At 42.1% G+C, this 26,310-nt stretch carries 22 protein-coding genes; 19 read left to right on the top strand and 3 right to left on the bottom strand.

All coding sequences use genetic code 11. The features are described from left to right. Positions 1-8 precede the first annotated feature (8 nt). Positions 9-347, top strand: coding sequence for a DUF488 domain-containing protein (locus ACHZA1_RS17640; protein ID WP_320053170.1), 339 nt, complete (start codon positions 9-11; stop codon positions 345-347). 52 nt (positions 348-399) lie between these two features. Next, positions 400-738, top strand: a complete 339-nt coding sequence (locus ACHZA1_RS17635; RefSeq protein ID WP_320053169.1) for a carboxymuconolactone decarboxylase family protein — start codon at positions 400-402, stop codon at positions 736-738. A gap of 126 nt (positions 739-864) precedes the next feature. On the opposite strand, the gene ACHZA1_RS17630 is transcribed toward ACHZA1_RS17635, so the two are convergent. After that, positions 865-3,855, bottom strand: a complete 2,991-nt coding sequence (locus ACHZA1_RS17630; protein ID WP_320053168.1) for a VIT domain-containing protein — start codon at positions 3,853-3,855, stop codon at positions 865-867. A 95-nt stretch (positions 3,856-3,950) separates the two neighbouring features. Between ACHZA1_RS17630 and ACHZA1_RS17625 the strand changes: the two genes are divergently transcribed. From ACHZA1_RS17625 to ACHZA1_RS17570, 12 genes are all read left to right on the top strand, one after another. Beyond that, positions 3,951-4,334 carry a hypothetical protein gene (locus ACHZA1_RS17625; RefSeq protein WP_320053167.1) on the top strand — a complete coding sequence of 128 codons (384 nt, stop codon included), beginning with the start codon at positions 3,951-3,953 and terminating at the stop codon, positions 4,332-4,334. Positions 4,335-4,588: 254 nt separating this feature from the next. Beyond that, positions 4,589-6,811 (top strand): KAP family NTPase, encoded by a 2,223-nt coding sequence (locus ACHZA1_RS17620; RefSeq protein WP_320053166.1) that lies wholly within the window; start codon positions 4,589-4,591, stop codon positions 6,809-6,811. A gap of 481 nt (positions 6,812-7,292) precedes the next feature. After that, a complete protein-coding gene (locus ACHZA1_RS17615) occupies positions 7,293-8,492 on the top strand; it encodes a TlpA disulfide reductase family protein (protein ID WP_320053165.1) in 1,200 nt (399 codons plus the stop codon). 422 nt (positions 8,493-8,914) lie between these two features. After that, positions 8,915-10,741, top strand: a complete 1,827-nt coding sequence (locus tag ACHZA1_RS17610) for a hypothetical protein (protein ID WP_320053164.1) — start codon at positions 8,915-8,917, stop codon at positions 10,739-10,741. A gap of 271 nt (positions 10,742-11,012) precedes the next feature. Next, positions 11,013-12,098 (top strand): DUF362 domain-containing protein, encoded by a 1,086-nt coding sequence (locus ACHZA1_RS17605; protein ID WP_320053163.1) that lies wholly within the window; start codon positions 11,013-11,015, stop codon positions 12,096-12,098. Positions 12,099-12,223: 125 nt separating this feature from the next. Beyond that, entirely contained in the window at positions 12,224-12,796 is a 573-nt protein-coding gene (locus ACHZA1_RS17600) for a hypothetical protein (RefSeq protein WP_320053162.1), read from the top strand. A gap of 305 nt (positions 12,797-13,101) precedes the next feature. Continuing rightward, a complete protein-coding gene (locus ACHZA1_RS17595; RefSeq protein ID WP_320053161.1) occupies positions 13,102-14,928 on the top strand; it encodes a carbohydrate-binding domain-containing protein in 1,827 nt (608 codons plus the stop codon). 27 nt (positions 14,929-14,955) lie between these two features. Beyond that, the gene (locus tag ACHZA1_RS17590; protein WP_320053160.1) at positions 14,956-15,693 is read left to right on the top strand and encodes a polyphosphate polymerase domain-containing protein; all 738 of its coding nucleotides are present in this window, start codon (positions 14,956-14,958) and stop codon (positions 15,691-15,693) included. A gap of 26 nt (positions 15,694-15,719) precedes the next feature. Further along, positions 15,720-16,397 carry a DUF4956 domain-containing protein gene (locus ACHZA1_RS17585; RefSeq protein WP_394701044.1) on the top strand — a complete coding sequence of 226 codons (678 nt, stop codon included), beginning with the start codon at positions 15,720-15,722 and terminating at the stop codon, positions 16,395-16,397. Positions 16,398-16,434: 37 nt separating this feature from the next. Further along, positions 16,435-17,115, top strand: coding sequence for a DUF2490 domain-containing protein (locus tag ACHZA1_RS17580; RefSeq protein WP_320053159.1), 681 nt, complete (start codon positions 16,435-16,437; stop codon positions 17,113-17,115). Positions 17,116-17,868: 753 nt separating this feature from the next. Continuing rightward, on the top strand, positions 17,869-18,408 hold the full coding sequence (locus ACHZA1_RS17575) for a histidine kinase (protein WP_320053158.1): 540 nt from the start codon (positions 17,869-17,871) through the stop codon (positions 18,406-18,408). 12 nt (positions 18,409-18,420) lie between these two features. Next, positions 18,421-19,140, top strand: coding sequence for a LytTR family DNA-binding domain-containing protein (locus ACHZA1_RS17570; protein WP_320053157.1), 720 nt, complete (start codon positions 18,421-18,423; stop codon positions 19,138-19,140). 91 nt (positions 19,141-19,231) lie between these two features. Here the strand turns inward: ACHZA1_RS17570 and ACHZA1_RS17565 are convergent, their stop codons facing one another. Both ACHZA1_RS17565 and truA read right to left on the bottom strand, forming a co-directional pair. After that, entirely contained in the window at positions 19,232-20,005 is a 774-nt protein-coding gene (locus ACHZA1_RS17565) for a class I SAM-dependent methyltransferase (protein ID WP_320053156.1), read from the bottom strand. A 282-nt stretch (positions 20,006-20,287) separates the two neighbouring features. Next, the gene (gene truA / locus ACHZA1_RS17560; RefSeq protein ID WP_320053155.1) at positions 20,288-21,085 is read right to left on the bottom strand and encodes a tRNA pseudouridine(38-40) synthase TruA; all 798 of its coding nucleotides are present in this window, start codon (positions 21,083-21,085) and stop codon (positions 20,288-20,290) included. 200 nt (positions 21,086-21,285) lie between these two features. On the opposite strand from truA, the gene ACHZA1_RS17555 reads away from it, so the two are divergent. From ACHZA1_RS17555 to ACHZA1_RS17535, 5 genes are all read left to right on the top strand, one after another. Continuing rightward, positions 21,286-22,281 carry a MoxR family ATPase gene (locus ACHZA1_RS17555; RefSeq protein ID WP_320053154.1) on the top strand — a complete coding sequence of 332 codons (996 nt, stop codon included), beginning with the start codon at positions 21,286-21,288 and terminating at the stop codon, positions 22,279-22,281. 135 nt (positions 22,282-22,416) lie between these two features. Beyond that, complete coding sequence (locus ACHZA1_RS17550) at positions 22,417-23,301, top strand: DUF58 domain-containing protein (RefSeq protein WP_320053153.1); 885 nt, start codon at positions 22,417-22,419, stop codon at positions 23,299-23,301. A 3-nt stretch (positions 23,302-23,304) separates the two neighbouring features. Then, positions 23,305-24,276, top strand: a complete 972-nt coding sequence (locus tag ACHZA1_RS17545) for a hypothetical protein (protein WP_320053152.1) — start codon at positions 23,305-23,307, stop codon at positions 24,274-24,276. 15 nt (positions 24,277-24,291) lie between these two features. Continuing rightward, positions 24,292-25,275 carry a VWA domain-containing protein gene (locus tag ACHZA1_RS17540; RefSeq protein WP_320054931.1) on the top strand — a complete coding sequence of 328 codons (984 nt, stop codon included), beginning with the start codon at positions 24,292-24,294 and terminating at the stop codon, positions 25,273-25,275. 11 nt (positions 25,276-25,286) lie between these two features. After that, positions 25,287-26,306, top strand: coding sequence for a VWA domain-containing protein (locus ACHZA1_RS17535; RefSeq protein ID WP_320053151.1), 1,020 nt, complete (start codon positions 25,287-25,289; stop codon positions 26,304-26,306). Positions 26,307-26,310 lie beyond the last annotated feature (4 nt).

Raw genomic sequence — 26,310 nt, 5'->3', positions numbered from 1 at the left:
AGCTGCAGATGAATCTTAAAAGAGTGTATGAAAAGCCTGAAATGGAAGACGGTATGCGTATCCTCGTGGATAGGCTTTGGCCAAGAGGACTGACCAAGGAAAGGGCCCGCATAGACTTATGGCTAAAGGGAATTGCGCCCAGCACCGAACTTCGTAAATGGTTTGGGCACGATCCTGCGAAGTGGGAGCAGTTCAAGGAGCTTTACCATCGCGAGCTTGAAGCAAATGCTGAGCAGGTTTCCATTTTGAAGGATCAACTGAAAGGGGGGACGGTAACGTTGCTCTATGCTGCAAAAGATGTAGAGCATAACGAGGCGCTTGTTCTCAAAGAATGGCTTAGTCGCTAGACTTTAGGTGCGATTTACATTATATCTTATCAACGATTAAAAATAGTATAGCATGAAAGGCGATCAGCTTTATCCCGAATCGTCAAGAGAAAACGTTAAAAAGAGAGCCGAACTTGCGCCTGAGATCTCGGAAGCCTTCGTAGGCTTTAGCAAGGCAGTATATAAGGAGGGCGCACTATCCGAAAAAACGAAGCAGCTTATAGCAGTTGCGGTGGCGCATGTAACCCAATGCCCATACTGCATACGCTCGCATACACGGTTGGCAATGCGTAAGGGGGCCAGCAAGGAGGAGATCATGGAAGCCATTTGGGTGGCTACCGAAATGCGGGCAGGTGCCGCCTACTCCCATGCAGCCCTTGCTGTCGATGAAATGGATCAGGTGAAGCCATAAATACTATCCTTATCTATGGGTGGATAGACTGCGATTGCGCTCATTTCCTGTTTCTCAATAGATTTATAGAAAGTAAAAAGGTCGCCTAGCAGGCGACCTTTTTACTTTCTATGTCTAGTCTTTGAATTATTTACCGGGAGTAAAGGTTATGCTACCAATGGAGATGCTTTCCTTATGATCCTTAAGCTGTACGGCAATGCTTTTTCTTACCTGTTTAGGTGTTCCGTAGTTGGTGTAAAGGGTAAGGTAGATGGTAACTGGACCAGTAAGGCTTTGTCTTCCATCGGAGAAGTAGTTGGTGAAAACCTTATACTCGCCGGGGATTGCCTTTTTGATGATAAACTCTTCGGGACCGTATCCGCCGGTAAAGTCTGCCGATATCTTCCCTCCAGCCTCGGTACGTTTGTGGCTATACATGCATCGCTCTTTTGAAGGATCATCTACCCAAAGATCGATATCGTTGTCGTTGGTGCTCCAATCCATTACAATGCGAACATTTTCGGACATTGGCATTATGTACGAAGGTTCTACGTTGGAGATGTCGAGTTTTTTACGATGTGCGGCAATAAGCGCGTTCATCTCGTTTAGGATAACCTCCTTAATAATGTCGAATCGGCCCCAGCTCTTGCCCATTATATAGCAGTAGAGGTCGAGTGCATTTTGGTATTGTCCGCTCAACTCGTAGGCTACTGCTAGGTCGCGGTACGATTGAGGCTCTTCGGGGCGTAACTTCTTTACCTCTTGGTAAATAAGGATGGCATCGGCGTAGTCGCCCTCCTGCACTAAACGGTGGGCGGCAATCTTTAGCAGCTCCGGATTCTCTGCATCCATTTCGAGTAAGCTTAACAGAACTCTGATGCCCGTTGCCTTCATCTCTTTCTTGAAGAAGAAGTCGGAAACCTCAATAAAGAAGGCAGGACGATCTGCATTATTTGCCTTTAGCGCAAAGTAGGTGGAATCGAGCTTATCGGTAACTGTTTCGCGAAGCACGCGGAGGTAAGGAGCATCGGGCATCCAAGGTTGTAGCGCGATAGATTGAGGCTTTTCCTTTTTCGAGGTATTGCTATACCCCGCTACTACAACTTCGATTGGTTCTTCGCTTTTACGTGCTGCTACTTGCTCTACCGCTTGAAAGGCGGGTTCCTCCTCTTGTGCAATCTCTCTTACTGCTTCTACAGGAGTTGCTACAATTTCCTGTCCAACATTTTCATCTAGTGGTGCTGCGTTTAACGTGTCTTGCGAATTCATCTCTTCGCCCTCTGTCACCTCCTCATCGGACCTAATTACAGGAGGTGAGAATCTTACGCGTCCTCCTCGTTTTCCTGTCCTATGCTTCTTCTTGATAGGTTTTACCGCTGGTTTAGCATTATACCAATCGCTTAGCATTTTTACGTACTGCGCATTCTGAGTGACAATGTTCTCCGATCCATCCGAAGAAGGTTTTGGGCGGTTAGCCATAATCTGGTTGTACTCGGCACGAAGCTCGGCAGGTGGCTCAATGCCGTACTGTACGTAGTCGTTAATGCTTTCGAGCACCAGGAAGGAGGTATTACGGGTTACAATGCCAAACTTTTGTCCGAGCTCGGCTATCTCCTCCTTATTCTGCTCGTAGCGGGTGTCCAGCTCGGCGATCTTCATCTTTGCCCAAACGCGTACTACCGAAGCATCTTGGGGTGCATCTTTACTAATGCTGAATGCTTGAGACTGAGTTACCCCCTGCTTATTACCGTAATTAACGGTTAGCGTAGCCTTATCGCTAAGAAGTATGCCGCTTAGGCAAATGCTTCCATTTATGGACTGCGAGGTTGTTGGGTAAACATCCTGCATCTTGGTCTTATCGTAGGTTACGCCAACAAAGCGCTCGTTGTTGCCGAGCATTGGAATAACAGCCGCTTCGACCTGCTGATTTTGTAGGTTGATAGCTTCGCCGTTGGTTTTATTGGCAATATACCTTAGCATGCTGGTGTTGCAGCCTGCAGCAGATATAAAGGTGTAAACGGGAACGGATGGCAGCTTAACCTCATCCGTAGAGATGGTGTTTATCCCATCGGTAAACAGCAAAATCTCGCTTGCCTTACTGCTGAAGCTGATATTGTCGAGGCGCGTTGCCCCATCGTTCTTTACCGATTTCAGGTAGGCGATAAGGGGAGCGGCATTGTCGGCAACGGTAAACGTTTTGGGAACTGCCACTTCGTGGTTAAAGGTGTAGACCACCACCTGCTTGGCTCCTTTTAGCCTATTGAGGTAGACCTCCAGCAGCTGCAGCTCCTTGTCGATGGCTCGGCGATCTGCCGATGAGGAGTTATCCCAGTACACGGCAATGGTGCTTGGCGTTGGCTTGGTCTGCTGCGCCAGCAAGGGAGCCTGTGCGTATAGGTAGAAGAAGGTTTTACCCTCGAACTCGGTGGTGTAGAGCTGCTCCTTTGACGTGTTAAACTGGGGAACCGCGAAGCTTATCGCCTTTTCGGGCCTATAGCTGTCGCGCTTAAAACTAAGGTTGTAGGTATTCTCCTGGTTGTCGAAGCTGATGGTGGAGAAGCCTCCATCGGTACTAGGCGTTTGGCTGGTGCTGCCTTTTACTACGGCAACATCTACGGTAAAGTGGCCAACGGTGTCTATCCCCTCCAGCGGAAGCGAGTAGAGCAGCTTGCCATTCTTGGCGGTAAGCGTTTCGGTTATGCCGATGGCAACGGTGCGCTTACCGTTGGGGGTAATGGGGTAGATCTTTGTCTTAAAGATGTTGCCTTTGGTCTTTTGAACCAGTCCGGGATCTACGCCACGGCGTACGATGGCCTCGAAGGTTTGCCGAGCCTTAATCTTTTCGACGGGAACGCCCTCGCGCAGCTTACCGTTAACGTCGAGCGCATAGCGGCAGATGTCCTGATCGCCATTAAGCGGAAGCGAGAGCTCGCCCTCCAGCGTGCGCTTGGAGGTGTTGGTTACCGTCATCTCGAAGCTGGTGGTGGCAATGTTACCCACCACCTTAACCTTTATGGAGAGATCGGTAATCTTGATGGGGTTTTCGGTGTTGCTGCCCGACTTAATGCTGATTTGGGCTGCAGAGCCATACCACGCAAAGGTGCCAATGGCAAAGAGTAGGAGTATCCTTACCTTCATACAGTTTTGTCTTACGATTTATATTCTAGAAGTATCTCCTACAAATATATTTTTATTATGGTTCGAGCAATCGATCTTTAGCTGCATTTTTCAAAATGAAAGATACTTCTGAGCAAACTTTAGATGCATCTAAACGACTTTCAGATGCATCTAATCAATCTTCAGATGCATCTAAACGACTTTCAGATGCATCTAATCAACTTTCAGATGCATCTAAACGATTTTCAGATGCATCTAATCAACTTTCAGATGTATCTAATCAACTTTCAGATGCATCTAATCAGCTTTCAGATGTATCTAAACGACTTTCAGATGCATCTAATCAGCTTTCAGATGCATCTAAACGACTTTCAGATGCAACTGTAGAACCTAAAGATGCATCGAATCGATGGGTGCAACGAAGTAGAGCAAAGGGGGAAAAGCATCTAATTGTTGCGGATCCTCAGAGAAACGCAACATCTAATGCTGCATTTATTTAGCTTTTAAAGTATAGCGGTAGGGAAATATTAATACATTGCAGCACTATTTTAAATCGTAAACCTTTAAGTAAGTATTGAGTTAGTTGGTATTTCTTTGGCATCCCGTTCGGGATGGAGGTTTACGGGTAGGATAGATGCACTTCTATTATAGGAAAGGTATACATACCCCTACAAATTTAAGTTGGTATATGCATTTTGGGGAGGATAGAGGTGTATATATAAAAGAGTTATAGCCAATTTTGAACAAACGCAACATGAAACAAAAAATATCTTCAGACAAACCAGTTTCTTTAAAAATCCAAGACAGATTTCAGAGATATGATTTTTCAAAGCGTGTCGCAGAAAAAATTGTCAATTCTACTGATAACGACTCTATTGTAATTGGAATATATGGAGCTTGGGGAGAGGGGAAAACTTCTGTAATAAACTTCATTGAACATGAACTGGGAACAAATGAAGATATTATTCCTATTCGCTTTAATCCTTGGAGATTTACCGAGGAAGCAACATTGTTAGTTTCATTCTTTAATAAACTCGCTTTAGAAGTTAAAAAATCCTTTCCCGAGCCAAAAACAGAAAAAATAGGATTTATTGAAAGAACGAAGGAAAAATGGAATGATCGCAAAGGACCGTTAAAAACCAATAAAGAAACAATTGGTGATATTATTGAAAAATATGGGAAAATTGTATCCATTTTTGGTGCGGGAGAAGCAGCTGAATCTATAGGCAAAGTCCTGTCAAATGTTGATATTGAAACTTTAAAAGAAAGGTTTGAGAAGTTATTGCTTGAAAGCAATAAAAAAATCGTAATCTTCATTGACGATATCGACAGGCTTGATAAACAAGAAATTCATGCAATTTTCCGATTAGTAAAATTAACCGCTGACTTCTCGAATACAATCTATATTCTCTCTTTCGACCAAGAAATGGTTGCATCTGCAATTGGAGAAAGATTTGGACAAGGAGACAAACAAGCGGGATTAAATTTTCTTGAAAAAATAATTCAGGTTCCTTTAAAAATTCCACAAGCACAACCAGATGCTTTAAAGCAATATTGCTTTGAACTTGTTGACAATGCAATCAATGAAAGCGGAATTATCCTATCGGAAGATGATGTACAAAGGTTTGTTTCTGAATTTGTTGGCAATGTATTGTTACGGCTTTCAACACCCCGTTTAGCAGTGAGATATGGAAATACTTTATCTTTCTCATTTCCATTACTAAAAGGTGAAGTAAATATGGTTGATTTAATGTTAGTTGAATCTTTAAAGATTTTCTATCCGGGCTATTACGAGTTTTTAAAACAAAACTCAAATTATTTTTTAGCATCTTATGATTCTTTATATAACAGATATGCAAATGACAAGGAAACAAGAAAAAAAGAACTTCAAGAACACTTGGAAATACTTGGAAAAGATTTAAGCAAGCGGGAAAAGGAAGCCATATTTTCTTTATTAAAAGGTTTATTCCCAAGACTTAAAGAAGCCTTTGAAAATACATTTTATCATAAGGGACCAGAAGAGTGGTATAAAGAAAAAAGAATTGTTTCACCTGACTATTTTAAGCGATATTTTTCATATGCGGTGCTTAAAGGTGAAATCTCAGATGCTCAGTTTGATAGTTTTATTACTACCGTTAAAGAAAAAACGCAAACAGAAATAATTATATCCTTCAAAAAACTTATTGAATCAAGTTCAACTAATAACTTTTTGCATAAAATAAGAAGTTTTGAAGAGGACTTAGATTGGGAAACATCAAAGAAGTTGGCTTTAAGTATAGGACGCTCAGGTGATATTTTTCCAGAAGACCACTCTGTATTTAACTTTGGCTTTGACCAACCAAATTCTCAAGCTGCAATTTTTATTTACCAACTTATAAAAAAGCATGATAATCAGAAAGAAAAATTAGATCTTGCAATTGAGTTAATGCAAACTTCTCAACCATTTGAATTTGCTCAAAATATAAATTATTGGCTTAGGACTGGCAAAACGGAGGAGGAAAAAACATTCAGTATAGATGAATATAATACCCTTGCACTTGTCTCAATAGAACGAGCACTTGAAGAGGCAGGAGAAATTCCTTTTTTTGAAAAATACCAAGAACAAACTTGGTATCTTTTAGAATCATGGTCTGAAATTAAACCAAAAGAGTTCAATAAGTACATTAGAAATATTTTATCTGAAAATCCTCTAAAAGTTCAAAAATTGATTGAAGTTTTTACTCCAGAGGTAAGTAGTACAAGTCATCCAGCTCCATACAAATCAAACTTCAAAAAAGAACACTATGATAGATTCAAACAATTCTTTGATAAGGATTTTATTTTCAAATTAATAATGGAAAATTATGGTGTAGAAATTAATAAAGAAGGAGTTCAATTTAATGACTATGAAAATACTCAAACTGGAATCAATATCCTGCGACAATACAAACATTGGTATGAAAAAGAAAACGAAGTAACGATTGAAGAAAAAGAATAAAAATGGCTTATAACACACGGTATAGTCAACAAGCAGGTTAAGTGGTGACTTACAGCACCGCAGCAGCTCATCTAAGCGTAGCGTCCTCGCTACGCTTGGTTTATCGAGGCTTCCAGCCTGTTATTACTGCGGTCAGAATCCCCGTTCGGTCGAAGTTGTGCCTCGTTCGAATCTATCCAATAGGCTCAAGCCTGTTGAAGTAGAATTAGCTGATGCAGGGAACGCTTAGGTAATTAACGATAGGTGGAATACCGAAAGGGGGAAATGGTATAAGTAGCTAAAGCAAGAATACCTCGTTCGACTGAAGCTATAGAATAGGCTATAACCTGCAAAGATAGAATTGACAAAGGCTGGGGCTTTCGCCTAACGAGGTTTAGATACTTCGTAGCTTCGCTTGATGGCTATGGGCTTAAGCCTTTGCCTAACATGGGGAGCTTGTGCTTGCGAAGAAATCTTAAGAACAGTATAAAATACAAAGTGCATGAATAGATTTAATTTGGCCGTTTTAATTTTTATTGGTTTGACAGGGGTTTCATTTGCTCAGTCAAACAGCAAGGGGTACCCCTTTACGCTACAGGGAAAAATCATAGGGAAAGATTCCGGAAAAATCAAGCTGATATATAATAGAAAGTCTGAGTGTATTCGTGATTCAGCTACCATAAAAAATGGAGAGTTTGTTTTTGAGGGATATATTTCGGAACCCGTAAAGGCCGACATTATTGGAGAGCAACGAAATCACTTTGAAGGAGATCCAAATTTTGCAACAATATATCTGGAACCTGGAAATATGCAAATAACTCTCGAAGCTGAAAAATTTGGAGAACTTAAGCTGACCGGTTCTAAAGCTCAGGAGGAATACTCCGAATTATACCAGATGAAGAAACCAATAGTAATGCGTGATGCGGGAATGGGTATAAGATTTAAAAGTCTTAGTGATAGCATAAAAAGTATAACGGATAAAGATTTACTGAAAAAGCTGGAGAGTGCTCGTGACGAATTGTTTCAACAGCATGTTCGGCTACCAATGCAATTAGCGCCAATAGAAAAAGACTTTATTATCAAGCATCCAAACTCCTATGTCTCTTCCGAACTACTGTGGAATTTTTGCATCGGTGAGAAAATACCTCTTGATTCGATAAAATTGCTATACAATAGTTTGAATAAAAGGATTCAGAATAGCATTAAGGGACAAATAGTAAGAGACAATATATCGAGAAAGGAAAAAAGCATTATTGGCACTACAGCACCAGACTTTAAGACTAAAGACTTACACCAACAAACCGTGACTCTTTCTCAGTTTAGAGCGAAAAACGTTGTTCTGCTTGATTTTTGGGCTAGCTGGTGCAGCAGCTGTAGAGCGGCAACGCCTTTTGTGAATGGGCTGTATGAAAGATATCATTCCAAAGGCTTGGAAATTGTTGCTATTAGTGTTGATAAGGATCAGGAGAAATGGGTATCTGCAATTAAAAATGGTAGAACTGATATGTGGCACCACGTATCCACAGCAAGAAGTTTCTCTGATAAAGCGGAGAATGACACTAATGAAAACATTGCAGATAAGTATGCTGCAAATGGCTTCCCGACATATGTATTAATCGATAAGGAAGGTAAGATTGTTGGGCGATGGCTTGGATTGAGTAAAGAAGAGCTTGAGGCAAAACTTTCAGAACTTTTAAAGTGAGACTAGCTAAAAGCGTCGGCCTCAGCGGGAGCGAGGCTGTGCTTTGTTCGTGTCTATCCAAACAGGCTGTAGCTTGAAGAACAAGAGATGGTAGATGTTAATTCATTTTAGCAAATCATCCCAGTTTTAGATGTAATGTTAGCTAATGGTAGCGACAGTGTCTTTCAACAGTTTCATTTTATTCCACTTATAGGTATCCATTATAAAGAAAATCAAGGCCGTTAAAATCGGATCAATGCCCAAATTTTACTATTCCTAATTATTTGCAGGGTAAATTTAGAGTAGTTAAGAAAAATATTATTAATATTATGGCGGGTTTAGTACCGGAAGCGAATGCGCGCTGAATAGCAGCCGTAAGCTTCTACAACTTGGAAGGGCACTGTTGGACTACATCATTTATTTAGATTTAAAACAGGAATAAAATGGAGTTTGATTGCCGTTTAGCGAGCATTAATGAGTTGGAAGTACTCGAAGGCTTAAGTGTTCGTGCTTGTAATGTATGCATGAATGCACAGCTGAAGAACCTTTCGGAAATAGTAAGCTACTACACCAAGTTCGGTAACTTTTTGCGCATCAGGAATTGTGGAAAAAGAACCAATAACGAGCTCGTAACGCTATGCCTTAAGTATAGGCCAATGCTAAACGGCATTCCTTTGCCTGATAATGTAAATGTAGAAGAGTTGGCTCCTGAAGACAACGCCGTTAGTGGGTTGTTCGCAGAGGTTGAGCTGCTTTCGCAATCGCAGGTTGATGTGCTAAACCTCTACATCATCTACTTATTCCTTGGGTTGACGGGCCGATCATCAATGGCTTTAAGGGGTGTTCTTCGCGACGATTTGAGCTTGAAAAATGTATGGGATAGCCTGGTGCAAGCTGACTTTAATCCACAACACATCGTGCGAAGCAGAACCAAGTCATTTCAGGAAATCGTAAAGGTGATATCCGCCATTAAAGCGCAGGTTCATCACCTCGAGGGGCAAGATGGAATCCTGCTGCTGGATGATGATTTCCAGCGGTTGGGTAGCGGCGCATTTTGTCTTTCTGATACCGACTCCACAACTAGCAGTAGCATCACTGGTATTCGCATTTTTAGCCTGCTAAACCAGCTGATAGAAGCTGGATGTGTATTTCCTCCACTCGAAAAGGCAGTGTTTACGGGTTGCCTTGTTTGCTATACGGATGAGAAATGGAAAACCTTGGCGGAGCTGAGTGAGCGCCTAGGCTTGTCTAAAGAGAGGGTGCGGCAGATTCGCGAAGAGGTATATAGCCGGCTCCTAGAGGTGCTCTTTTATTTCAGAACGCTTGCCCCAAATGTAGCGGTTCAGTATGGATTAGATGCTGCTAAGCCTTGTATTGCTATTGACGAAACCTTTGTTAGGGAGATAAACAGGAGTGAGGGAACATCCTTCAGTTCTCAATTTATAGGGAAGGTGCTATCCGTAATTCTATCCGATCGGTTGGTATTGCTTGGCGATGAATTTGATGCCTACTACAATAAGCATTTAAAGGAGGGCTACCATTGGAAGAGGCCGTACCTCATTCAACAGCAGTATGCGCATGCCTACGATTTTTCGATGCTAGTTGATCACGCAAGCGCTCAGGCAAAAATGTCTAGGTCAAATACCATTCCTATTCACCTTATGGGCGGCATTTCTTCGCTGCTTAAAGAGGAGCGCTTGGGTAAGCAGAATGAGATTGTAGCGGTGATTGAATTTTTACTGTATAACGAGGCAGGTTTAACCATCGATCAGCACAGGAATATTGTTATCAACAGGAATGTTCCCAAAAATGAGACCGATTACATTTGCGAGATACTGGAAGAGCTTAGGCGTCCTGCAAATGCCGATGAGCTTTACGATAAGCTGAGAGAACGATGCCCCGATTCAACGATATCTATGGATAACCTGCGTAGCCGTTGTCAATGGGATTGGCGTATGATATTCTTCGGAAAAAGCAGCACGTACGGTTTGAAGGCTTGGGATGACGAGCAAAACATGAAGGGAGGCTCAATCCGCGATATAGTTGAAGAATATCTTCGGCAGTATGACGAACCCAAGCACTTGGATGATATTACCCAGCATGTGCTGCTGTATCGGAATATCGATAAAAAAACAATCTCAGCGAATTTGCAGCTGGAAAATAGCAATCGCTTCAAATTTTTCGGCCGTCAAATGTGGGGGCTTTCCACGAAAGTGTATGCCCGATGCAAATACTGCAAAAGCAACATTCTGAAGATGAGATTTGGCTAGGTGGTATTTCAACGAAGAGGTGGCGCGTCGGGTTAAGGCGTGGCATTCATCCTAACAGAACCGAGATTGCTGAAGAAGAGTTGGCAGATGCATGGGTTACACGATAGAGATTCCCGTTTTACGATTCTATAAATGCTGTATATGCCTATATGCGAGTTTTGTAAAGCGATTGCTTGTATATTGCACAAATGTGCTTGCTTTTAAATGTGAATTAGTCGGCAGTTGTTTGGGGTGATTTATTGTTTAACCGTTAAACTAAAATATTGAATTCATGGCTATTCGAAAATCGTATTTGCTGCTCCTTGTTTTGGGGCTTCTGCTTGTGGGGAACAAATCGTACTCGCAAGCCGATAAGGATTCGTCGGTAGTTTACTTTACCGAGGATATATCGCCCGCCGGGGTTATGAAGGTATTTCAGCATGTAAAAGATCGTGTAAAAGGCAACGTGGGTATAAAGGTGCACTTCGGCGAAGATGGGAACGATTACTTTGTGCCAGCAACGATGGTTGAGCCGCTTTGCAAGGTTCTAAATGCTACCCTTATCGAAACAAACGTTGCCTACAAAGGTCGTCGTAGTAAGACGGCTACCCATATAGAGCTTGCGCACGACCATGGATTTACGTTTGCGCCAATCGATATCCTAGATGAGGGAGGAACCTTAAGCTTACCCATTACGGGAGGAACCCGCTTTAAAACAGCATTGATCGGAAAGAATATTGAGAAGTACGAAACCATAATATACTTTACTCACTTTAAGGGCCATGGGGCTGCAGGCTTTGGTGGTTGTATCAAAAATGTGTCGATGGGAATGGCAGTCCCGAAAGGAAAGCGAGCAATGCACTTCAACAACTTTCCTAAAGCAGACAGCAGCAAGTGTATTGGCTGCGGCGATTGTGTTAACGACTGTCCTGTGAATGCTATTACCCTAAACCCGCTGAAGATTGATAAGGAGAAGTGCATCGGGTGCGGCAAGTGCATCTCAACCTGCCATAACGGGGCCATTACCAAGCCCGATGATGAGGAGCAAACAAAGCGCTTCCTCGAAGGGTTGGTAGAGTACGCCAAGCCGGTAGTGGAGATGAAAAACTCCATCTACTTCAATATCGTAATCAACGTATCTCCAAGTTGCGACTGCATGGGCAATCCTGGAAAGCCCTTCATTCCCAATATCGGTATTTTGGTATCTACGGATATTGTTGCCATCGAAGCCGCTGCTCACGATCTTGTAGACAAGGCGCATCATTGCAACGACGCCTTCCTAAAGGTTAACTCGGTAAGCGGAAAGCGTCAAATCGAATATGCCTACCAATTGGGAATGGGGAATTTGAAGTATAAATTGGTTAATATTGATAGGTGAAAATCGTATATTGGCTGTAACCAGGTTGCTGCTTAGTGGAGCACTTAGAAAGGAGGGGATTGGACAGCCCTGTTTGGTCACCGTTAGCTGCATTGCTCAATATAGTTTACTAAATAAAAACCGCGATGAAAAAGATTAAACTGGGACTGTTTGTTCTGGCCCTTTTTTGTATAAAGGCGCCCGCTTTCGCTCAAGGATTCACCCCTCCAGCAGATTCTAATGCTGTTGTTTACTTCGTTAGGGTGTCAAATTTTGGCTTTGCCGTTTCGTTCGAGTATTTCGACAACGATAAGTTTATCGGTATATTCAAAGGGAAGAACTACATGCGCTACGAGTGCCCTGCAGGCGAACGCCTGCTCTGGGCATCGTCGGAGGATAAGGAGTTTTTAAGGTGTAACTTAAAGGCCGGAGAAACTTACATCGTTTTAGTTAATATCGAAATGGGCGCATGGAAGGCCCGAATAGGCTTAGAGCCAATTACGGCCGACCACAAGGTGTTTGAGCGAGCCAAAGAGCTGGTGCTGGCGCAAAAACCTGTAGAAACACCTACTGATAAGATTCAGTCGACACAGAAGAAGCTCGAAGAGAGAGGCTTCATCGAGAATATCATGAAAAGGTATGAGGCCGAATGGAAAAACGCGAAGAATACGAAGGTGATTAGCGAGGATATGTTTATCCCGAAGGATAAGCTGAAGTAACTCATTTCCAGTTATAGCATCGTGGCCGAGCAATCGGCCACGATTTTTTTGCGCTGTACAATTTGTCTGCTAGGCACCATTGAATAGGAAAAGCCGTTGCGATATATCAAATGCTAGCAGCGAAGCTGGCGAAAGGTGAGAACCTAGATAAAGTTCGAAGCCCGATTTCCTGAAATATGACGGTTGCCTAAAACCTAAGCTGAGCAGTTGGGGGCGTTCGCTTAAGAAAACGAGGCGCTGGTTGAATAAATTTTCACCTGCATTTAGCCGCATTTATATTTAGCATGTAATTAACTCATGTAGATATGAAAACACGGCTATTTGTAGTTTTAATCATGGCTTGCTTGCTTTCAGCATTCTCCTGCTCGAAGGGTAGTGGTGATGACGAGATTATTCCTGGAGGCGGGAATGGAAGCGTTAATGCTTCCGATATTGATAACAACTTTCAGTGCAACTCTAAGAGTGTGAGTTACCCTAACTCGGTGGTTATAACCTTCGACTCGTCAACAGGAACGGCGGTTGTTGCCAATGCAATGTCGGCTAACGGGGTTACCGCTACTGTAAAGAATGGTTATGTTACCGTGGTATCCACAACCTCGTCGGAGGTGAACTATGTGGTATCGGGTACCATCAACGGTGGCGGCGTAAAGATCTATAGTGATGCCGACTTTAACCTTATTCTTAATGGGACCAACATTGTTAGCTCCGATGGTAGCGCCATCAACATCCAGTCGAAAAAGAAGGCGAATATCACCCTGCTAGATGGAACAAACAACCGTCTAATCGATGGCACCACCTACTCCGATAATAGCGAGGATATGAAGGGAACGCTCTTCAGCGAAGGTGCTATTGCCATTACAGGTCAAGGAACGCTTTATACAAAGAGCAATGCTAAGCATGCCATTTGTAGCGATGACGACATTACAATCACTTCGGGAACTATCACGGTTGCTTCCTCAGCAAAAGATGCCATACACGGTAAGGGCGTAAAGGTTGCAGGTGGAGCCTTGGTGCTTACAGCTTCTAGCGATTGTATAGAGTCGGAGGATGGCAGTTTCGAAATGAGCAGCGGCTCGCTTGTTGCTAATGCTGTAGGCAAGGGGGGTAAAGGCATAAAGGCAGATACCGATATTAGCATTACAGGTGGAACTGTCACCATAAAGGCAACCGGCGATGCCTACTACGACTCCGACGATAAGGATATTTCATCTCCTGCATGTATTCATTGTAGCAGTAACCTCACCATTTCGGGAACTGCCAATATTAATCTAAGCGCTACAGGTAAGGCTGGTAAGGGAATTAGTGTTGATGGTACGTTGGATATCAAGGGAGGAGTTTTAAGTGTTTCGACAACAGGTGCTTCGTTTGTTTACAGCAATACGCTTGACTCTTCGGCTAAGGCAATAAAGGCAGATGGAGTTATTACTATATCAGCAGGCAATATTACGGTAAGCACCACCCAGGATGGTTCGGAAGGAATTGAGAGCAAGAGCAAGATATACATTAACGGTGGCAATATAGAAATTACCGCTTACGACGATTGCATAAATGCTACCAGCTACATCGAAATTAATGGAGGTACCATATTCTGCAGCGCTTCCAATAACGACGGTATCGATTCGAATGGAACGATTACCATCAATGGGGGAACTGTTGTTTCGTATGGAACGAACGTTCCAGAAGAGGGCTTAGATTGCGATAGCAATACCTTTAAGATTACAGGAGGAACTGTAATTGGAATAGGTGGAGCCTCTAGTACTCCAACCGCATCGGTTTGCACGCAACGATGTCTGCTCTATGGAACATCAGGGAGCACAATAAGTAATTACTTGCGAGTAGAAGATGGCTCGGGTAACGAGGTTCTTACCTTTAAGTTGGGACGAACCTATAGCAACAACCTTACCTTCTGCATCTCTTCGCCCAAGCTACAGGCTTCTACTACCTATCAAATCTATACGGGTGGAAGTGTAAGTGGAGGTACCGATTTCCATGGTTTATTAACAGGTGCTACATACACAAAGGGTAGCTCTCTTACTTCATTTACAACCTCTAGTATGGTAACAACAGTTGGCTCTACTGGCGGTGGTCCTGGAGGAGGGCCTGGAGGACCTGGTGGCCCCGGAGGTTTTTAGCGTTTAAATCCTAGGTAATACTTGCAGATGAATACACAGCAATTTGCCCCTATTTCGTTGTGCGAGATGCAGGATGTAAGGCTTATGAACAGGGTGGATACCAAGTATGCACTCTGTTCTGCCCAACTCAACGACATTCTTGCCAACCTATCTGATAGCTATAGGATACAGACTATTGATGAGGTTATGGTTGCTAGCTATCGAACCGTATACTTAGATACACCTTTGCTCGATATGTATATGCTTCACCATAACGGCAAGAAGGAAAGGCAAAAGGTACGTCTAAGAGAGTATGTAGATTCCGATTTGGCGTGGTTCGAAATCAAGCAGAAGAATAACCACGGACGTACTAATAAAAAGCGTATTCAGTTAGCCTCTTTCAATGTTTATGCAACACGCGAATCGGAGGAGCTTATTAGAAGCAACTCGCAGTATGCGCTAAACGATCTTTTACCGCAGTTGGGTAACTCCTTTAAGCGGATTACGCTTGTAAACTATGCACTAACCGAAAGGGTTACAATCGACACTGGCATTTGCTTTGATAACTTCCGTACAGGAATACATTCCGATTTGGGATCGCTGTCGGTGGTAGAGGTCAAGCAATCGGGCGCTAGCTATTCGGCAATAAAGGAGGAGTTCTTTAATCGGAGAATTCATCCGTTGAATCTTAGCAAGTACTGTATAGGTACGGTATTAACCGACCATCAGATTAAAAGCAATCGCTTTAAGACAAAGCTAAATGCCTTAAGCAAGATTGCAAATTAGTATCTAATTTCAACAGTAGATTTATTATGAATCTTTCAACAATACTTTCAGAATTGGCTTCGGTTCCCGCTATCCCGTCTTGCAAGATGTGGGAGTTGCTGGTTCGTTTCTTCTTTAACTTCGTAGTGGTTCAGCTGGTAATTCACTTCTTTTACTACCCTAAGAGTAGAAGAAGAGATTACTACTTCACCTTTTCGCTGATAAACGTTAGCGTATTTATGCTGATATTCCTGCTGGGGAATATCGATCTAAAGATTGGCTTCGCCTTGGGGGTGTTTGGGATCTTTAGCATTGTTCGCTATAGAACAGAAACGGTTCCTATTCGCGAGATGACCTATCTTTTTCTTATCATCTCTATTTCGGTAATCAATGCTCTTTCCGTCCAAATTAACTGGACTGTGCTGTTGCTTGCCAATCTGCTAATCGTGCTCGTTGTTGCATTAATGGAAAGCGAACGCTGGCTAAGCCATACTGGCTGCAAGCTGGTAAAATACGATAAGATAGCACTGATTACTCCATATAAGCGCGAGGAGCTAATTGCTGACTTAACCGAACGTACAGGTCTTCCTATTATTCGTGTTGAAGTAGGTCATATCGACTTTTTGAGCGATGCTACCATGCTAAAGGTGTACTACCGAGCGGATAGCCGTGAGCCAAACTCGGTTGATAAGCTTACTAAAATGCCTAACGGAGAATTGCTATAAAATTCCCCCTTTTAATGAGAACACAAATTACTTTAGGATGAAACAAAAGAGGATTGTACTGTTGACAATGCTAGCCTTGTCTCCTTTGTTATCGTTAAAGGCTCAGCAAAGCGGCGATTGGGGCAGCTCGTTGGAGTTGACACTTTCTAAGAAACTCTATAAGGGGATAAGCCTATCGTTAAATGAAGAGTACCGTACGCGCGAAAACTTTGGCACAACGGATAGATTTTCGCATACGCTAGGGGTAGACTACCAATTATGCAATTACCTGAAGTTGGGTGGAGCATATAATCTTATTAACTACAACCATCCAACTAAAAGTTGGGAAATCCGGCATCGATACTACTTTTATGCCGTAGGAAGTTACTCGCTTGGTGGATTCACCGCATCTTTAAGGGAACGGTTTCAAAGTACCTATCGCGAGGGAGTGGAGGAAACTTCTAAGCGAGCCAATCCTAAGTTGTACCTTCGTAGTCGCTTGCAGCTCGAGTACAACATAATGAATACTTCACTAACACCTTATACCTCTGTTGAACTATTTAACAGTCTGAATAATCCAAAGGGTAATTCAATGGACCAGATTAGGTTTATAGGTGGAGTGGAGTATAAACTAAGTAAGCGCAACTCCTTCGATGTATACTATCGATATGCCAATAAGATAGATGAAGATGCATCTGTTGGTAGTATTGTAGGTGTTGGATTTAAGCATAAGTTCTAGTAATGTTAGTTCGATGCATCCAATAACACGGTAACATTCCTTCTCCCTCACATGTTAAGTGAGGGAGACTTGTTATCTTCTATAAGCCATCTATATTTACATCGAACTCTGGGTCAAGCAATGTATTGTAAGGTGATTATGAATGATTAATTGACAATGAGAATTAAAAAGACAGTATTCAGCAAGCAGCAGGTTCTTGAGTATTTTATATACGCATCGCTTTGGGCGGTTGTCTTTTTGGCACCCCTATTTGAAAGCTTAAAGAAAAACACGGAGTTTGATTGGTTATCTGCCCTAAAGAGTGATAGGTTTATAATTCCATTTCTACTGATATTTCTCATTCACAATCTTTCGCTATCGCTAACCCTACGTAAAAAAATTGGACGATGGGTTCATATCTTGGTAATAACGATATGCATTTGTGTAGCGGTTTTCTCTAGTCCCTTCCTGAAGCCAGCCGAGAAGCACATGCCTGGAAGAGAGTTTGCTCCACCACCCAAGCCTACAATGGAACCTCCTAGAGGTAATTTTCCTCCTCCTAAAGAGCCACACGAGAATAAGATTTTTGGTCCTCTACGATTGACCCCTCCAATGGGAGATCTTTTAATGGTTATATTCATTATAGGATTTAATACTGTAGTAAAGCTGCAGTTTCGCTCTGTAAAAAAGTTGCAACGGCTTGAGGAACTGGAGCGGCAGCATGTCGAAACGGAGTTGGCTTACTTAAAAAGTCAAATTAGCCCTCACTTTTTTATGAATACACTTAACAATATACATGCGCTAATTGACGTTGATAGTGAAAAGGCAAAAGAAACTGTAATAGAACTCTCTAAGTTGATGCGCTTCCTCCTTTACGAATCAGGACAGCGAGTTATTCCTTTAGCCAAAGAGGTTACTTTTCTGTCAAACTTTGTGGAGTTGATGAAATTGCGGTATACTGAAAATATTGACATCCAGATGGAACTACCCGAGAGTATTCCTTCTTCTATTCAGGTGCCACCGCTGCTGCTACTCCCATTTCTCGAAAATGCATTTAAGCATGGAATTAGCTACCGTAAGCCTTCGTATGTGCATTTTAGCCTCTCAATTAATGAAAGCAAGCTGTGTTGCATAGTAAAAAATAGCAACCATAGCAGGGGCGATAACCAAAAAGTGGGAATAGGACTCGATAACGTAAGGAAGAGACTGCAGATTCTGTTTGGCAGCAGCTATCAGCTAAACGTAAGCAGCACAGATGAGGAGTTTAGGGTTGACCTTACGCTAGATCTAGCGGGTAGCAATGTGAATTTTTAAGATAGTAGGGCTATGAAGTGTCTTTGCATTGATGATGAACCTTTGGCGCTAAACAAGATTTGCGAGTATGTGCGCCGCGTTCCTTTCCTTGAGTTGGTAGGAGAGGCTTGCGATGTGTACGAGGCAATGTCAATTCTAGCATCACAAAAAATTGATGTGCTTTTTACAGATATCAACATGCCCGATTTAAACGGGATGGAATTTGTGCGTTCTTTGGAGCATTGTCCAATTGTTATTTTTACAACTGCCTATAGTGAGTATGCCATCGAGGGTTTTAAAGTTGATGCTCTTGACTACCTGCTTAAGCCCTTCTCATTTGCCGATTTCTGTAAAGCCGCAAATAAGGCATATAAGCAGTATAAGTTGCAGGAGGACTCTAAAAATCGAGGAAAAGACGAACGCGAACCTTACTTTTACGTTAAGGCTGATGGCCGAATGGTTCGCATCGATTACGAAAATATTCTATACTTCGAAGGACAAAGCGAATACGTGCGCATTGTTCTTGAGAGCGGAAAGCCAGTGGTAACGCTGCTTACCATGAAGATACTTGAAACTCATCTTCCTGCTGATACCTTTAAAAGGGTACATCGCTCTTTTATCGTGAATGTTTCCAAAATTGTTCAGGTTGCCAACAACCGAATAACCATGAGCGAGGACACAATTATCCCAGTTGGCGATCAATACAAAGACTCTTTTAATACATTTATTCAGCAGTACTTCCTAAGTAAGTAAGCCTCATCCAATAGTTCGTTTCATTATCAAAAAGATAAAATAGGAAGGGTTGTTCTAAAAACCAGGACAACCCTTCTTGCTTAATTAACTCCTAGATCTTCTTTCCGATATAAAAAACGTAGCCATAATACTCCTTATACTTGGAGTATAGCAATGCCTCGTGTCGCTGGTTTGCTACAAGGTCTTCGGCCGTTTTGTTGCCTGCATATTTCTCCCAAAAGATTTTCTGCATGGCTTCCTGCTTAACGTAGAAATGTTCAGTCCAGCAGTTCTCCGGTAGAATAAATGTGGAAACAGGCATATATCCAGCCTTCTGGAGTTGGGCAACCTTACTCGGAATCGTATCAATTTCGAGGTAGGCATCCTTCCAAAACTCGTCGATCTCAATTGGTCGTTCATCGGTAAACCATGACGCTTCGGTAACGGCAATATAGCCACCTGTTTTTAGATGTTTTCGCCACTCGTTTAGGCCTCGTTCGAATCCTATATTATAGATTGCACCTTCCGACCATATCAAGTCTAATTCCTCATCCCAAAAAGGAAGGTTATCCATAGAGCCAACAATGCCTTTAACTCTATTCTGAAGGTTCAATCTTCCGGCATTTTCATTTAGCCGATCGATATATAAGGGAAACAGGTCGATAGCGGTAATAGTACCTGATGTATGCTGAGCCAGCACCATTGTCTGCCCACCAGTACCGCAGCCTATATCGGCGATATGCGATTCGTTAGTCAGGTTGTCGATAAAACTTAATGCCTTAATAGTTACTTCGGGGCTGCCAGGTCCTTGCCGGTCTACGCTTGCGAAATATTCGCAGATTAGGCTGAAGTCGAACTCGTGAATCGATTTATTTTCGTTACTCATGATGTTTAAATCTAAGTTGATAGAAGCATGGCGTCGGAGTATAGTATATCCTTTACCAAGTTTCAAATTATTACTGATATATGAACATAAAAATATCTCTAACAAGAATATGCCAGAGCTTATTTAAGGGATAACCTTGGGCAGAACACCTAAGGTTATTTACTTTACAATATCCGTGTCTAGTATAAACATCCAATTTTTTTAGACATGACAAAGGCATGAATTAGTTGGTTACACCGCTATACTATTTTTTTATTTATTGTAATTGCGTTGAGTACTATACTAAAGCACAAACCTAGGAAAGCATTCCTCTATATTGGCATCCTCTTCGTAAAGATTTGCAGGGTAATCGATCTTTGCCAGAAACAATCCTTGAGATGGGGCCGAAGTGCCTGCAAGGGCCCTATCCTTACCGCGTATTATGTCGTGTACTTGTTCTGGGGTTATTTTCCCCTTGCCAACCTCCAGTAACGTGCCTACAATAGCACGAACCATGTTACGGAGAAACCTATCGGCTTGAATGACGAATACGTATTGGTTGGGAGCATACTCTAGCCACTCAGCGCGTGTAATGGTGCAGTTATTTGTCTTTACATCGGTATGTAGTTTGCTAAAGCTGGTAAAGTCGGTATGCTCAAAAAGTATTGGTAGCGCCTCCTTGATACGTTCTATGGCAAGTAGTCCTTTAAAGTGGTACGAGCAATCGTTTATGTAGCTGTTCTTTGTTGTATGAATAAAGTAGTTATAGGTACGCGAGGTGGCATCGAAGCGTGCGTTTACGCTGTCGTCTACCCTTTTTATGCTATAGGCTGTAATATCGGAAGGAAGAATACAGTTGAGCTTATGGATAAGGTTTGGAGTAGATTGTAGGTTTTCTTTTATAGAATCGAAATGTGCTATGAAGTAGGAGGCATGAACGCCGGTGTCGGTTCGTCCGGCACCGATAGTGTCAATTGATTCGCGAAGAAAGGTTGATAGGGCGTAGTTTAGTTTCTTCTGAACGGTAGTAGCATTCGGTTGAACTTGCCATCCATGGTAGTTGGTTCCCTTGTAAGTAATACGAATGAAGTAGCGAGGCATTAAGTGTTTTTTTGCAAAGATAGCGATTATGCTAGACTTGCATACGTTGCTAAATTTCAATTTGATTGGCAGGTTTATCTTACCTAAAATAAGCCTTAACTATATTTAACTCCTTTTCGAAGGTGTTATAGAATAATGTGGAAACTAAAGCCGTTAATTTGGTACACGAATCAAAATAAAGAACAAAACATAATTCTTGTATGAGCGAAGTTGTGAATATCAAGGAACTAAACGAAAGAATTCAACAGGAAAGTGCGTTTGTTGACATCATCAGCATGGAGATGAACAAGGTAATTGTTGGACAAAAGCACCTTGTAGAAAGCTTAATGATAGGGCTCCTTTCTGATGGCCATGTTCTTTTAGAAGGTGTTCCAGGTCTTGCAAAAACGCTTGCCATAAACACATTGGCTAACATTATCGATGCTAAGTTTAGCCGTATTCAGTTTACCCCCGATTTGCTTCCTGCCGACCTTATTGGTACAATGATTTATAGCCAAAAGAATGAGGAGTTTTCGGTAAAGAAAGGGCCTGTTTTTGCGAACTTTATCCTTGCGGATGAAATCAACCGTTCTCCCGCAAAGGTACAGAGTGCGCTTCTCGAAGCGATGCAGGAGCATCAGGTTACCATTGGTGATACATCATTTAAGTTACCAGAACCATTTCTTGTACTTGCCACACAAAACCCGCTAGAGCAGGAGGGAACCTATCCGCTTCCAGAAGCACAGGTTGACCGTTTTATGCTTAAGGTAATTATTACGTATCCAAAGAAGGAAGAGGAGAAGCAAATTATTCGTCAAAATATAGCAGGCGAATTTCCTAAGGCCAATAAGGCTCTAAAACCTGAAGATATCGTTAAGGCCCGAAAGGTCGTTCGCGATGTCTATCTCGACGAAAAGATTGAGCGTTACATTGTAGATATCGTATTTGCAACCCGCGAACCTCAAAGCTACGGATTAGGCAAATTCGCTAATATGATTTCTTACGGAGGATCACCACGTGCCAGTATATCTCTTGCTTCAGCAGCAAAGGCGTATGCGTTTATCAAGCGCAGAGGCTACGTTATTCCAGAAGATATCCGTGCTGTGGCATACGACGTTCTCCGTCACCGTATCGGGTTAACCTACGAAGCAGAAGCTGAAAATATAACAACAGTTGATATTATTACCGAAATTCTTAATGCTGTTGAAGTTCCATAGTTCCAAACAGAAACAAGACGGAAGATTTTTAGAAACAAGACATAAGATCTAACAACACAAGATACTAGGTATAGCGCTTAATCTTGTAATGTCAAGTCGTGATATGTGTGTCTTGATACTTGATACTAGAAATTTATGGAAACATCAGAACTGCTCAAGAAGGTTCGAAAAATAGAGATAAAAACCCGTGGCCTGACAAACCAAATATTTGCAGGTGAATATCACAGCGCGTTTAAGGGGCGTGGTATGGCGTTCAGCGAAGTTCGCGAGTACCAGTATGGTGACGATATTCGTAATATCGACTGGAACGTATCTGCAAGGTTTAATGAACCTTACATCAAGATTTTTGAGGAAGAACGCGAACTTACTGTTATGCTCCTTATCGACGTTAGCGGGTCAAGCCATTTTGGAACGCAAAAGATGTTCAAGAACGAGTTGATTGCTGAGATTGCTGCTGTGCTTTCTTTCTCTTCCATTCAAAATAACGATAAGGTAGGAGTTATCTTTTTCAGCGATAAGGTGGAGAAGTTTATTCCGCCAAAGAAAGGTCGTTCTCATATTCTTCGAATCATTCGCGAGATTATTGAGCTGCAACCCGAAAGCAATAAAACCAATATTGCAGAAGCCCTTCGCTACCTTACCAATGCTGTAAAAAAGCGTTGCACGGCATTTGTGCTCTCCGACTTTAATGATTTTGGAGAATCCCCCTCAAATGTCAAATTTGACGAGGCGCTTCGAATTGCCGGCAATAAGCACGATTTGGGTGCTATTATGATTTACGATCCCCGCGAGGTAGAACTTCCTAATGTTGGTCTATTAGAGGCTGTTGATGCAGAGTCTGGTGAGGTTGTTTGGGTTGATACGTCAGCAGCTTCTGTGCGTAAAACGTATAGCAGCTGGTGGAACGAAGCTCAACGTTCGCTCTCTACAGCCTTTGCTAAGGCCCGTGTCGATTGGGTGAGCGTTTCTACGAATGAAGATTATGTTAAGCCATTGATTAAACTCTTTAAGCATCGATAGGTAATGGGAATAATACGAAAATTTATCAGCATTCTATCGCTTCTGCTTTTTGTCGGTTTTGCTGGAGTTGCACAAGACTTTAAGGTTCGCCTCGATTCTTCTAAAATTCTCATTGGTAATCAAACTGCGCTTACACTTCAGGTTAAGCTTACAAATGGGAAGAAGGTGCGTTTCCCCAACTTACCAGATACGCTGTCTCAAGGTCTCGAAGTTGTTAGCCAGTTTGCTACTGATACATCGGAGGTTGACAACGGTTTGCTTTTAACCAAGCGCTATCTTATAACTTCGTACGACTCGGGCAATTACGTTGTGCCTCAAATTCCAGTACTCTTTTTTGATGGTACCAAGGTCGATACATTTTACACTCAACCGATTAAACTGAAGGTAAACACTGTAGCAGTAGATAGCACTAAAGTTCCTTTATATGGAATAAAGGGCAACATAAAAGCACCATATACTTTTCAGGAGATTGCTTTAGTGATCCTTTCGATTCTGCTGCTTATTGGTATAATAATAGGTATATACCGATACTTTAGGAGAAGCAAAGATGAACCGATATTTACCTTCAAGAAAAAGGTGATAGAACCACCTCATGTAATTGCCTTCCGCGAGTTAGAGCAGCTTAAACAAAAAAAGTTATGGCAGAATGGGAAGGTAAAGGAGTACTATTCGGAGTTAACAGATATTCTTCGTGTGTACATCGAAGAGCGAATGGAGATCAATGCAATGGAGATGACTTCCTTTGAGATCCTTGCAACCCTTAATGCGAATAGTTACTCCAATAAGGCTATTTATGATAGGCTTATGATATTGCTTAATACATCGGACTTGGTAAAGTTTGCAAAGTATAGCGCAGACCCTATCGAAAATGATAGCGCATCTGCTTGCGTTTACGATTTTATTGATGATACGAAAGAGATTATCCTTGCTGCAGAAACCGAGGAGAAGGTTCAATCATCAAACGAAAACAACTAGAACTTTATGAGTAGCATGATATTACATAATCCGAATTACTTATACTTACTGCTGCTGCTTGTACCTCTATTGGTTTGGTACGTAATTAGGAATAAGCATTTTACCCCAAAATTGACGGTTTCATCGGTGGCTCAATTAAAAAATGTGAAGTCGGTGACTCGTCGTAGGCTACGTCATATACCTTTTATCCTAAGGTGTTTGGCTATGGCCTTAATTGTTATTGCTCTAGCACGTCCGCAATCAACCCAGAGCAAAAACGATGTAACAACCGAAGGTATAGATATTGTTTTGGCTATGGACATTTCGAGCAGTATGCTTGCTCAAGATTTTCGGCCAGATAGGATATCCGCTGCTAAGAATGTTGCGGTACAATTCATTACCGATCGTCCAAACGATAGGATAGGAATGGTGGTTTTTTCGGGTGAGAGTTTTACACAATCTCCGCTTACTACCGACCATGCAGCCCTTATCAATCTTACAAAGGATATAAAAAGCGGTATGCTCGAGGATGGTACGGCAATAGGCAATGGCTTGGCAACATCGGTTGCTCGTTTAAAGGAGAGTAAGGCAAAGAGTAAGGTGATTATCCTTATGACCGATGGTGTAAACAACCTTGGTGAAGTTGCCCCTCTCACGGCAGCCGAAATAGCAAAGACATTTGGAATACGTGTTTATACTATTGGTGTAGGAACACGAGGTAAGGCTCTTACTCCAATGGCTACTGATTTTGGCGTTCAAATGGCTTATGCCGATGTTCAAATTGACGAGGATGTGCTTCGAAAGATATCGCAAATTACCGGAGGTGAGTATTTTAGGGCAACCGATAATACTAAACTATCGGAGATATATAATAAGATTAACGAGCTTGAACGCACTAAATTCCAGGTGGATAGGTATACAAAAAGAAGCGAAGAGTTTGATTTGTTTGCACTCCTTGCTGTAGCAACACTATTAGCCGAAGTTCTATTTAGATATTTGATTCTTAAGAGGATTCCTTAAAATGTAGATTCATGTTCAGATTTGCACAACCAGTATATTTTTATCTACTGCTAGTAATCCCAATCTTGGTGGTGCTGTACTACTACTTTGTTCGTACACGTCGTAAGAATATGGAAACGTATGGGCAGCTGCCAATTATTAGTATGCTTGCGCCAAATGTTTCACATAAGCGCTTACACCTGAAGTTTATACTATTCTGTATAGCATTTTCCATAGTTGTACTAGCGTTAGCTTGTCCACAGTTTGGTTCTCGGATAAAAGAGGTCAAAAACCGAGGAGTCGAAATTGTAGTTGCACTCGATGTGTCGAATAGTATGCTTGCTGATGACTTTAAGCCTGATCGGTTATCAACTGCAAAGCTTGCTTTATCGCGCTTAGTTGATAAGCTTCGTGACGATAGGCTTGGCTTAGTTGTGTTTGCAGGAGATGCCTATACGCAGCTTCCAATAACGTCGGACTTCGATGCGGCTAGAATGTTCTTCAATACGATTAATCCAAACATGGTTCCTCAGCAGGGAACAGCATTGGGTAAGGCTATTGATTTGGGAACAAAGTCATTTTCGAGTACTTCCAAAACCTCTCGTGTACTTATCGTAATCTCTGATGGTGAAAATCATGAGGATGATCCAATGTCTGCTGCTGCAGAAGCAAAAAAGAGTGGCGTAAAGATCTATACCGTTGGAGTTGGGCAGCCGCAGGGGGCACCTATTCCTGTTAGTGGAGGATTCTTAAAGGATAAGGATGGAAATATCGTTATTACTCGTTTGGATGAGAAAACGCTACAGCAGATTGCTACAGCTACTGGTGGCAAGTATATTCGAGCAACGGGTAACAATTTCGGATTAACCGATATCCTCAGCGATGTTAGAAAGATGGATAAGATGGAAATGAAATCTTACGTATATGAGGATTACGACGATCAGTTTCAGGTGCTACTTCTTTTGGCGCTTTTCATTTTGCTTCTCGATTCTATTATAGTGCAAACCAAGAACATTTGGTTAAGCAAAGTTGATATTTTTAAAAGTAGGTAAAGCC

The organism is uncultured Acetobacteroides sp. (assembly GCF_963667355.2).
GTDB lineage: Bacteria > Bacteroidota > Bacteroidia > Bacteroidales > ZOR0009 > Acetobacteroides.
Note: the sequence above shows the minus strand (reverse complement) of the source record. Positions and strands in the feature narration are given on the sequence as shown.

Bases quoted from the DNA above. Each gene is read 5' to 3' on its own strand.
- ACHZA1_RS17640 (WP_320053170.1), top strand. From the start codon at position 9: ATGAATCTTAAAAGAGTGTATGAAAAGCCTGAAATGGAAGACGGTATG.
- ACHZA1_RS17635 (WP_320053169.1), top strand. From the start codon at position 400: ATGAAAGGCGATCAGCTTTATCCCGAATCGTCAAGAGAAAACGTTAAA.
- ACHZA1_RS17630 (WP_320053168.1), bottom strand. From the start codon at position 3,855: ATGAAGGTAAGGATACTCCTACTCTTTGCCATTGGCACCTTTGCGTGG.
- ACHZA1_RS17625 (WP_320053167.1), top strand. From the start codon at position 3,951: ATGAAAGATACTTCTGAGCAAACTTTAGATGCATCTAAACGACTTTCA.
- ACHZA1_RS17620 (WP_320053166.1), top strand. From the start codon at position 4,589: ATGAAACAAAAAATATCTTCAGACAAACCAGTTTCTTTAAAAATCCAA.
- ACHZA1_RS17615 (WP_320053165.1), top strand. From the start codon at position 7,293: ATGAATAGATTTAATTTGGCCGTTTTAATTTTTATTGGTTTGACAGGG.
- ACHZA1_RS17610 (WP_320053164.1), top strand. From the start codon at position 8,915: ATGGAGTTTGATTGCCGTTTAGCGAGCATTAATGAGTTGGAAGTACTC.
- ACHZA1_RS17605 (WP_320053163.1), top strand. From the start codon at position 11,013: ATGGCTATTCGAAAATCGTATTTGCTGCTCCTTGTTTTGGGGCTTCTG.
- ACHZA1_RS17600 (WP_320053162.1), top strand. From the start codon at position 12,224: ATGAAAAAGATTAAACTGGGACTGTTTGTTCTGGCCCTTTTTTGTATA.
- ACHZA1_RS17595 (WP_320053161.1), top strand. From the start codon at position 13,102: ATGAAAACACGGCTATTTGTAGTTTTAATCATGGCTTGCTTGCTTTCA.
- ACHZA1_RS17590 (WP_320053160.1), top strand. From the start codon at position 14,956: ATGAATACACAGCAATTTGCCCCTATTTCGTTGTGCGAGATGCAGGAT.
- ACHZA1_RS17585 (WP_394701044.1), top strand. From the start codon at position 15,720: ATGAATCTTTCAACAATACTTTCAGAATTGGCTTCGGTTCCCGCTATC.
- ACHZA1_RS17580 (WP_320053159.1), top strand. From the start codon at position 16,435: ATGAAACAAAAGAGGATTGTACTGTTGACAATGCTAGCCTTGTCTCCT.
- ACHZA1_RS17575 (WP_320053158.1), top strand. From the start codon at position 17,869: ATGAATACACTTAACAATATACATGCGCTAATTGACGTTGATAGTGAA.
- ACHZA1_RS17570 (WP_320053157.1), top strand. From the start codon at position 18,421: ATGAAGTGTCTTTGCATTGATGATGAACCTTTGGCGCTAAACAAGATT.
- ACHZA1_RS17565 (WP_320053156.1), bottom strand. From the start codon at position 20,005: ATGAGTAACGAAAATAAATCGATTCACGAGTTCGACTTCAGCCTAATC.
- truA (WP_320053155.1), bottom strand. From the start codon at position 21,085: ATGCCTCGCTACTTCATTCGTATTACTTACAAGGGAACCAACTACCAT.
- ACHZA1_RS17555 (WP_320053154.1), top strand. From the start codon at position 21,286: ATGAGCGAAGTTGTGAATATCAAGGAACTAAACGAAAGAATTCAACAG.
- ACHZA1_RS17550 (WP_320053153.1), top strand. From the start codon at position 22,417: ATGGAAACATCAGAACTGCTCAAGAAGGTTCGAAAAATAGAGATAAAA.
- ACHZA1_RS17545 (WP_320053152.1), top strand. From the start codon at position 23,305: ATGGGAATAATACGAAAATTTATCAGCATTCTATCGCTTCTGCTTTTT.
- ACHZA1_RS17540 (WP_320054931.1), top strand. From the start codon at position 24,292: ATGATATTACATAATCCGAATTACTTATACTTACTGCTGCTGCTTGTA.
- ACHZA1_RS17535 (WP_320053151.1), top strand. From the start codon at position 25,287: ATGTTCAGATTTGCACAACCAGTATATTTTTATCTACTGCTAGTAATC.